This is a genomic window from Rhodococcus sp. BH5, assembly GCF_027583855.1.
Lineage (GTDB): Bacteria > Actinomycetota > Actinomycetes > Mycobacteriales > Mycobacteriaceae > Rhodococcus_F > Rhodococcus_F qingshengii.
The window spans coordinates 1-8591 of record NZ_JAJHVW010000040.1; the positions used below are offsets into that span (position 1 = coordinate 1).

The following is an 8591-nucleotide window of genomic DNA, read 5'->3' on the forward strand; positions in this document are numbered from 1 at the left end:
GCGCTCTCCCGACGCTACGCGTCGAGACCGGCAGGCGGGCGCTGCGCCCCCGCCGAGGGGGACCGCTGCGCGGTCCGTGGGTGGTGCAGTATCGTTGCCGGGTGAGCGCGGCGCTGCGCGCCACTCGAAATCGAATCGTGTTGTTGCAGTTGACTTTCCGAGTCTCACGTCGAAATCGGAGTCACCTCTAAAGAGGGCTGGGGAGGTGGGGGCCGGTCCGTCGACACGTCAACGGACCGGCCCCGTCACAACCACTTCGATCTCCTCATGCCCACCATCATACAACCTTCACCACCCAACACGCACAGCAAAACCAAACACGTTGCACAACACGCACATACACAAAACACGTTGCACAACCACCCAAAAACACAGTCGCACAACACAATACTAAAGCTACTGCACCACAACACAATTCAAAAACACCCCACAACGCCACCACCACAAAACCCCAGCTCACCACACCACCGGCCCGCCACCACCCTTGTCACAACCCCACAACTACGATCCTCCGAAAGTACCGAGTGTGGGAGGTAATGTCTGGCTCCATGAGCGGCTCCCTCCGCCTGCAACCCGACGAGACTGTGGTGCGGGAGATGAGGATGTTGATCACCCGACGCAACGACGTGGTCGCCGACCGGATTCGCACGATCAGCCAACTCCGCCAACAACTCACCGCCGTCTGCCCGGCCCCTCGAGCGGGTATCGAAGATCGCCGAACACCACGGGTGGGCGATCTTCCTCATCCGTTACCAGCGGCCGAAAGCGATACGCCGAGCAGGAGTTTCCCGCCTGACCGCACTGCTCACGACGCACGGTCTACGACCTACCACCGCGGCGAAGATCGCGACCGCGGCAGTCGAAGCGGCGAAGATCGCGACCGCGGCAGTCGAAGCGGCGAAGACTCAGTCGGTTCACCTGCCGGCGGAAGAACTCGCTGCCGAACTGGTCGCGGACCTGGCGCGAGACGTACTGCGCCTCAACGCTCTGCTGGTCGAGTTGGACGCGAAAATCGAAAGCCGGTTCTGCCAGCACCCACTCACCGAGATCGTAGTCAGTATGCCGGGTATGGGTCCGCGTCTGGGTGCGGAGTTTCTGGCGGCGATCGGCACCATCGAAGCATTCGCCTCCCCCGACCACCTCGCCTCCTACGCAGGGTTGGCGCCGGTGCCAAGAGATTCCGGGAAAACCACTGGGCGGCATCATCGGCCGTACCGTTACAACCGGCAACTTCGGCGGGTGATGTACCTGTCCGCGCTCAACAGTATTCGGTTCTGCCCCGAATCCAGGACCTACTTCGACAAAAAGAAGGCCGAAGGAAAACGCGGAAATGCCGCGGTCATGGCCCTCGCGAGACGACGAACCAATGTTCTCTGGGCGCTGATCCGTGACAACAGGGCCTGGAGTCCCACACCACCTCACATAGCGCTCCCTATCCCAGATTCGGCCCCTGCAGCCGCCTATTGCGCCCACAGCGCAGGACTCCACTGAAGCGAGCGACGAATCCTCGCGACCAGGGCGTTTCGACCGCGAGACACGAGTAGTGCGCACATGCGCAGCTGCCATGTCATTAGGAAAGGACTCCGGGAGGTTCGGAAACTACAGCTGATCTCAACGCTCGTGGTTAGCCGCGGAGGTCTCTCGTGACAGAGAATCATTTAGATCACTACATGACCTGGTAACTGCGCTACGGAGGAATTCGCTCCAACCAACTCTTTGTCCCAAGCAAACCTGCATCCGACAGCCGTATCCCCGAGCGTCGCGGTGCCCCTTTCAGGCTGGCCGTTGACAGATCCACGACCAGTCATGAAGGCAAGGACGAACAAGCATCGGGAGGCCGTACAAGAGAGCAAACCAACTAACTGGTGCGGGCCTCTTCGTTGTCTGAGGGGTCCGGGATTTCGTGTGGGCGGTAATTGGGCAGGCGGGTGGCGGGGATGATCGTGGTTGCACTGAGGGCGGCAAGGATGAGCAGGCCCAGTTTGAGGGTTCCGAGTCGGGCGTCCTCGTTGACGGCAACTGCGGTGTCGATTTGCTCAGCAGTCGCATCGGTAGCGTCGAGGAGTTCGCGGAGCTGGTCGTTACTGACAAAGTTGACGTTGTCGAGATCAACTTGCGTAACCAGGGATTCAGGTAAGTCGACATTGCCGATGACCGCTTGACCGACGCTGAAACTCAAGATCGTGACCAGGAGCGCGCCGGCCAGTGCGGTACCGACCGCGGATGCGAGGTTCTGGGTCGTGCCGCGGATGGACCCGACATCTCCCGCGAGTTCCTTGGGCGCCGACGTGACAAGGACGTTGAACACGAGTGTGACCAGCGCGCCTTGGCCGACGCCGAACACGATCAGTCCGACGATGGTCGGGACGGTCTCCCAGTTATTGGTGACGACGTAGGCAAGCCAGACGAGCGCGACGGTCGTGAGAGTGAACGAAAACACGCCGATGGTGCGGGGGCTGTACCGCTTGTAGAAGCGGACAACGAGAGTCGCGGTGACGAATACGGTCAGGTTGAACGGCATCATCGCGAGCGCCGTGTCGAATGGTGTTCGGCCCTGAACGATCTGGATATACAGGGGGACTGTGAAGTTCAGCGCAGCCTCAAGTGCGACGACGATCAGCATCGCGTACACCGCGGCGCGCTCGCGTGAGCTTCCGAGTACGGAGAGATCAACGAGGGGAACTTTTCCTTCACGAATACGCCGGCGTGTCCATGTGAAGAATGCTTGACCGAGCACCACTCCGACGAGGATGAAAACCGGAGCGGGCGAGAGCCCGAGTAGGTCGAACGGGGCGTCCGGTGATGCGAAGAAGATTCCCCATCCGTTGAGGTTGTTGAAGCCAAGGGTGAGCAGCACGACGCCTGCACCGATGAGGGCTGCCGCAACCAGATCGATCTTGATACCGGCATGCCCGCGATCGGAACGGAGCGTGAAGCTTAGTGCGAACACAATGACTGCGAGGACCAGGACAATGCCGAACACCGGACGCCATCCGACCAGTGTGCCGAGAGCACCGCCGACGAAGAATGCACTTAACCCGGACACTGCCCGGGCAGAGCCCAACGATCCGATCGCCGTAGCTTGCTGTTCCCCCCGGTAGTTTTCGGCGATCAACGCGACCAGGGACGGCACAATGATCGCAGCTGAGGCACCCGCCACTGCTTGACCGGCGATTGCCCATCCGATCGACGGGGCGAGGATCATCATCAGCGCCGAGCACCCGAAGGTGGCGACGACGACGCGGAAGATCAGGACCCAGCCGAGCCGTTGACCGAGTTTCGCGCCGACCATCACCAAGGCTGCAACGGCAAGGCCGTAGACGACGATCGTCGTGCTCGCGACGGTCGGCACGACACCGAAGTCTTCCACCATGCCGCCAAGCGAGACGGGGAGTGCAGAGACATTGAAGGACATCAGGATCTGGGCGAAGAACAGCCCCACCATCGGTAGCCAGGACCGTCTTTCCTCGACCAACTCAGCTTTCATATCAATGGTCATCGGGAACCCTCTCGTTCGGTGGGGTGGGCAGCAGAGGCGAACACATTCAGACCGAGCGTGCGCGAAAGATACGCGGTGGCACGTTGCCCCCGCACGCTGTTGCCGGCAGAGTCCAGACGGGGAGAAAAGGTACCAATGGCCCCCTTTCCTGGTGCGATGGCAACGATTCCGCCGGACACCCCGGATTTCGCGGGGAGCCCGATCTCGAAGAGCCACTCACCTGATCGTTCGTACATCCCGGTGGCCGCCAGCACGGAAAGAGTATCCCGGCACACTTGTGGCGAGACCACACGGTCACCCGTCACAGGGTTGACACCCCCGTCTGCCAGCGTCGCACCCATGATCGCGATGTCACGCGCACTCACCTTGAGCGAACACTGCCGCGTGTATATGTCGACGACGTCGAGTGGATCTCCGTCGATGCGGCCATAGCTTTGCAGTAATCGCGCGATGGCCTGATTGCGCTCATTGGTGAGCATCTCCGAGTGATAGACCTCGCCGTCCAACTCCAGTTGGCGACCGGCGAACTGTGACAATCCGGTGCGGATCCGCTCCCACTGCTCGGCAGGTGTCGCTCCCGGGACGAGCGCGCTCGTGGCGAGTGCGCCCGCGTTCACCATCGGATTCATCGGGTGGCCGTCGTTCAACTCGATCGCGATGACCGAATTGAACGACAACCCAGTGTTATTGACCCCCACGCGCTCTCGCACAAGATGGTGACCGAGTTCGTCACACACCATCGCGTAGACGAATGCTTTCGAGATCGACTGGATCGAGAACTCGGCGTCCGCTTCCCCGGCGACATGTACGGCGCCCCCGACCTCGGCGACCGAAATTCCGAACAGTTCCGGGTCGGCGTCCGCCAACGTGGGGATGTAGTCGGCAACGATCCCTGATGTTCGCGACCGGTATCTTTGGTACGCGTCCACGACATCTGTCTCGACCTGATGCCAGCCCGGAAGTGCGCCGGTGCGAACGGCCTGCTCAACACCGTCGGCATCTGCTTCCCACGAGCCTCCAGTCATCGACGCCACCCTTTCAAATCGTAAGAACGAGCAAGACTGAGTGGCCGACCATCTCGGATGAGCATGAATCCGAATCTTAGTTCAGAGTTGCAGGTTGAGCTCTTCGTGCTCGGAGGCAGAGACGGCGCGGGTATAGAGAAGCGCTTCGAGCTCGGCGGTCGTCAGCTAGAGCGACTTCCCTTGCCAGACCTCGAGAGCCCCCGTCTCATCGAAAATATTCATGAGCTCACGTAGTGCAGAGAATGTGTCTTGACTTTTCTGATTGAGACTCCATTCTGTGGCTGTCGGCCCTGGCGGTGTTTGCCCACCGTCAGGGCTTCTTATGTGTGAGATTCACTCTGTGCGAGAGTCTTTGCCTGCTCCGGATAGCCCTGTCAGGGCTTTTCGCCGTCTTCACCTAGACGACTAGGGATATCGATGGCAGCCTTTCTGCGCAGGGCGGCCAATTCGGCTGTTGGAAATCCGTGCGGTAATGCACCGTCGATCACCTCGAGAAACTCGGAAACCTTGATACGTGGCTTCGGTGCCCTCGGGTTGTGGTGTCGAAGCTCTGCGAGAATGTCGGTGAGGAACTTCGTCGCGCGATCAGGGTCGAGCCGCCAAAGCCACGCAAGAATTTTGCCAGTGCCGTCACCGATGCGCGGGTACGAATTTTTCGGACGGTGCTCGCGGATGATCATTTCAGCTTCATTACAGGCAGTCGCGACAAGGAGGTGGGTAAGCACCTCGTCCGGAACGTCGGCGCGACTGGACATCAGTACCGCCTCCGGTTTTCGGTAGCTTCCGAAAAATATTCTCGCGTAGGGGTTTTCCACCACCTGCGCCACGAATGACGAGAAATTTGTTCTAACCTCGCTGGCGGTTTTCGTGTCATGGACCATGAAGCGAACATACGCCAATAAGCCCCGACTGTCGAACGTACTGCGAAACACAATCATGTTCGCCATGTTGTACATCTTTACGTAAGTCTTTTAGGGCATCTCTGGAGTGACCGTCCGGCGTTCCAGCTAGCCTTTGATGAGCTGGCTCGCACGCTGGAACGAGACGTCAGGTCGCAGCGATCACGCCTGCGACCGGGATCCGGCCGAGAACTGCAACCCGGAAGTCCACCATCGCGCGTTCCACGTGATTGGCGCTCGAGACCACAACCACGCCCGTTGCTCCTCGATCTGCGAGAATCCGCGCAGAGTTGAGCGCGTTCTCCACCGTGGACCACGACGTTCCTTCTTCGGTGATCCGGCCCGGGTCGACGCCGTTGGCGACGAGCCACTCGCGCATCGCCCTGGCTTCCGTCACTCCGGCCTTCGGGGCCCCACCGCTTGTGATGATCGGAGACTGCGGGTACTGACGAGCCAGCTGCAGCGCCGCCTGAAGTCGGTCGACCAGCATCGGACGCATCGTGCCGTCGTCGAAGAGGCCGGCGCCCAAGACGACGATGTTCGTGCCCACGGGGTTGAGGTCGAGCAGCACGGGCGACTGGCGTGTCAGCGTCTCAGCACTCGTGCACGCAAGGATGAGAGACCGCACCGGCGTCTGGCAGCCGCCGACAGTCGACAAGATTCCGTTGACGACCGTGGTCGGTGTGATGTCGGCGCTCGCTGTCGCCGGCGAAATACCTATTCCAGCTGCGGCGATCACCGAAGCGGCAATCAATCCCTTCGTCACAGACCTGCGAACATTTGCCATGTAGCCGAACCCCCAGATTGTCGATTGTCCAGCCCACAGTAACGAGCATTTCGCCGCGATTGCATCATTTGACGGCATTGTCACGTTGTTGAACGCGGCGAACTGGGAGAATATGGCGTGAGCACCGCAATGCCGTCGTACAAAGGTCACCGCTACCCGGTCAAGATCATCCAACCACTGGGCGTGGTTGGGCACTGTCACGTTAGTCGAAAAGCCTAGCAGCGAAGTCTGTTTGGGGCAGGACGCTACGGGACACCGCCGGGCCGTTCACATTCAGGCGGCGGCATCGGTCGCGGTGATCTCTTGCCAGACCGCGAATCGGTCGGCCATCTCGGTACGCCATTCGGCGGCGGTCAGCAGCTCGCGGTGCGCCGCCTGGTAGCTGCCCAGCTTGTCGGTGACGATCACCCGCGGAACATACTCCAAACCTTTGAGCAGCCTCCGGAAGAACTTCTTGGTCACCAAAGCGTTTCGGCGTGACTGAACCAGCACATCGAGCACGTTGCCATGCTGATCGACAGCACGCCACAAATAATGTTGCCGACCATTGATCCGAATGAACACCTCGTTGAGGTGCCACTTGTCACCGGGTTGGGGGCGTCGGCGGCGCAGCTCGTTGGCGTAGGCCTGCCCGAATTTGGCGCACCACCGGCGGATCGTTTCGTAGCTGACCGAGACACCGCGTTCGAGCATGTCAGCTTTTGACGAGCTGACTCGCCCGCTGGAACGAAACGCCGAGTAGTTGACCGATATCACGCACCGGCACACAGGCAGCGGCCATTTCGTGCGCGAGAGCGCGGGCGGATGCGACGGACGTGGATTCGTATTTCGCGGCGCGTTCTCGGTCCTGTTTGATCTTTTCCGCGCGCTCAGTCAAGTCCGGCCCCTCGGCGTCGAGTTTGACGTGAACGGAAACATTGATGTCCGCCAACGGTTTACCTGCTGATACGGCAATGAGTTCCCGTGCCATCAATTCGGCTTCACCGAGGCGGCGCGCCTGGGTCAATCCGTCGTCTCCGAGGGCAGGGACTTCGATCATCCACCACTTCCCCTCACGGGTGACGGTCACTTCGTAGGTCTCGCTCATGCTTTCGCCTCCTGAATTGCCTTGAGTACCTTGCGGTATACGCCTGGGGAGATGGTTCGATGCCCGTCCGGGACACTCACGTGCACCTTTCCGTTCTCCGACTTCCACGTGGTGTGAGAGCCTGCGGTTTTGAGTTCTTTGACCACTTTGCGTGTGAGCTGATCGGCAACCATAAGAATAGTCTAGTTGGTTGACTATTTTTAGTCAACCAACTAGACAAAATTGAAGGAACTCGCGTTTTGCCAGCTCACACGCTTTTGTTCATTGTCTGAGGTGGGCGCGGACCGCGTCGGTTCCGTCGTCGTACGAGTCCACATAGCGCCCGGACCCGCGCTGGTATGTCGAATCCACCGATGCGGGATTGTGAGCCATGAAGACCACATCGGGACGGCCGCCGTTGAACGGTGCGTAAGTGCGGTAGTCCCAACCCTCGGGGGCGTAGTCGTCGTTCCATTTCAGACGGGCGACAGGGACGAATCCTGATCGCGCGTAGATCTCCGGTAGTGCGGTGTCGAAGCAGTCCAGACGCCGCTCACCTGCGGTGACTGCGGTTTCGAGCATCGAATTCGCCGCGCGCGGGTGGTTGCTGTCGCGGTGGGAGAACACCGAAACGATTTCGTCGTCTTTGAGTGCGATTCCGGAGCGGCCGTCGTCGGTCACGAAGAGCCGCATACCTGCGTATTCGTCGTCGCTGTAGACGTGCGCGGAAGTGGCGAAACGATTGGTTTCTTTGAGTTGTTCCATCTGCTGCCGGTAAAGATCGGCGTCCGCAGGCGCTAGTTCGTGAAGGGTTGGGGCGCTGTCTCCTCGCGCGGCGAGCTGCTCGGAACGATCCGGATCAGGCGTGTACGCGAGTGGGCACGACCTCGCGGTCACCGATCAGAAGCCGTACGCCTCGATTTCCTCGATCGCTGTGTCGTGCCACTTCTGTTCGATCGCCAGCCGCTCGGCTTCCGGCAGCTCCGGGGTCCATCCCCATCGACGCCAGAACGCTTCGCGCTGCTCCTGCGTCAGGGTCGGTATCTCGTTGGCGGTCATGGCCGGTGTCCTTCGGCTCGTGGTGTGCGGAATCGGCTGCGGCTTGAATCTGATGCTCACGTAGGGCTTTGCCGACATCGAGGCGTTGCCGCAAGTTTTCGCGCTTGCTTGGATCGTCCTCTGTGTCGAGCTAGTTGCGCAACTCGGACTGCCCTCCGGGCGTGGCGTCGAATTCAGCGGATCGGTCATCGAAGTTGGCTCGCGCCGCGTCGAGTCGTTGCCGGTTCCGTGTGATCGCGGGGTTCGCGTCGAAGAG

9 protein-coding genes and 1 pseudogene are annotated in these 8591 nt (G+C 60.5%); 1 reads left to right on the forward strand and 9 read right to left on the reverse strand.

Annotated elements, in window-relative coordinates; translation table 11 throughout:
* Positions 1 to 1068 precede the first annotated feature (1068 nt).
* Entirely contained in the window at positions 1069 to 1491 is a 423-nt protein-coding gene (locus RhoBH5_RS31950) for a transposase (RefSeq protein WP_270009553.1), read from the forward strand.
* A gap of 367 nt (positions 1492 to 1858) precedes the next feature.
* On the opposite strand, the gene RhoBH5_RS31955 is transcribed toward RhoBH5_RS31950, so the two are convergent.
* The 9 genes and pseudogenes from RhoBH5_RS31955 to RhoBH5_RS31995 all read right to left on the reverse strand — a co-directional run bounded on the left by RhoBH5_RS31955 (position 1859) and on the right by RhoBH5_RS31995 (position 8335).
* Complete coding sequence (locus tag RhoBH5_RS31955; RefSeq protein ID WP_270009554.1) at positions 1859 to 3499, reverse strand: MFS transporter; 1641 nt, start codon at positions 3497 to 3499, stop codon at positions 1859 to 1861.
* The gene (gene glsA / locus RhoBH5_RS31960; RefSeq protein WP_270009555.1) at positions 3496 to 4524 is read right to left on the reverse strand and encodes a glutaminase A; all 1029 of its coding nucleotides are present in this window, start codon (positions 4522 to 4524) and stop codon (positions 3496 to 3498) included. The genes RhoBH5_RS31955 and glsA overlap by 4 nt, the downstream gene beginning before the upstream one ends.
* A 374-nt stretch (positions 4525 to 4898) precedes the next feature.
* Complete coding sequence (locus RhoBH5_RS31965) at positions 4899 to 5471, reverse strand: hypothetical protein (RefSeq protein WP_270009556.1); 573 nt, start codon at positions 5469 to 5471, stop codon at positions 4899 to 4901.
* A 100-nt stretch (positions 5472 to 5571) separates the two neighbouring features.
* Positions 5572 to 6210: a YdcF family protein gene (locus RhoBH5_RS31970; RefSeq protein WP_270009557.1), complete on the reverse strand. Its 639-nt coding sequence runs from the start codon at positions 6208 to 6210 to the stop codon at positions 5572 to 5574.
* Positions 6211 to 6483: 273 nt separating this feature from the next.
* Positions 6484 to 6903 (reverse strand): annotated as a pseudogene (locus RhoBH5_RS31975) (IS6 family transposase); the annotation flags it as partial.
* 1 nt (position 6904) lies between these two features.
* Positions 6905 to 7297 (reverse strand): HicB family toxin-antitoxin system, encoded by a 393-nt coding sequence (locus RhoBH5_RS31980; RefSeq protein ID WP_270009558.1) that lies wholly within the window; start codon positions 7295 to 7297, stop codon positions 6905 to 6907.
* Positions 7294 to 7470, reverse strand: a complete 177-nt coding sequence (locus tag RhoBH5_RS31985; RefSeq protein WP_270009559.1) for a type II toxin-antitoxin system HicA family toxin — start codon at positions 7468 to 7470, stop codon at positions 7294 to 7296. Before RhoBH5_RS31985 ends, RhoBH5_RS31980 begins: the two co-directional genes overlap by 4 nt.
* An 88-nt stretch (positions 7471 to 7558) precedes the next feature.
* Positions 7559 to 8173: a hypothetical protein gene (locus RhoBH5_RS31990; protein ID WP_270009560.1), complete on the reverse strand. Its 615-nt coding sequence runs from the start codon at positions 8171 to 8173 to the stop codon at positions 7559 to 7561.
* A gap of 3 nt (positions 8174 to 8176) precedes the next feature.
* The gene (locus RhoBH5_RS31995; protein WP_270009561.1) at positions 8177 to 8335 is read right to left on the reverse strand and encodes a hypothetical protein; all 159 of its coding nucleotides are present in this window, start codon (positions 8333 to 8335) and stop codon (positions 8177 to 8179) included.
* Positions 8336 to 8591: the final 256 nt, after the last annotated feature.

Bases quoted from the DNA above. Each gene is read 5' to 3' on its own strand.
- RhoBH5_RS31950 (WP_270009553.1), top strand. From the start codon at position 1,069: ATGGGTCCGCGTCTGGGTGCGGAGTTTCTGGCGGCGATCGGCACCATC.
- RhoBH5_RS31955 (WP_270009554.1), bottom strand. From the start codon at position 3,499: ATGACCATTGATATGAAAGCTGAGTTGGTCGAGGAAAGACGGTCCTGG.
- glsA (WP_270009555.1), bottom strand. From the start codon at position 4,524: ATGACTGGAGGCTCGTGGGAAGCAGATGCCGACGGTGTTGAGCAGGCC.
- RhoBH5_RS31965 (WP_270009556.1), bottom strand. From the start codon at position 5,471: ATGGCGAACATGATTGTGTTTCGCAGTACGTTCGACAGTCGGGGCTTA.
- RhoBH5_RS31970 (WP_270009557.1), bottom strand. From the start codon at position 6,210: ATGGCAAATGTTCGCAGGTCTGTGACGAAGGGATTGATTGCCGCTTCG.
- RhoBH5_RS31980 (WP_270009558.1), bottom strand. From the start codon at position 7,297: ATGAGCGAGACCTACGAAGTGACCGTCACCCGTGAGGGGAAGTGGTGG.
- RhoBH5_RS31985 (WP_270009559.1), bottom strand. From the start codon at position 7,470: ATGGTTGCCGATCAGCTCACACGCAAAGTGGTCAAAGAACTCAAAACC.
- RhoBH5_RS31995 (WP_270009561.1), bottom strand. From the start codon at position 8,335: ATGACCGCCAACGAGATACCGACCCTGACGCAGGAGCAGCGCGAAGCG.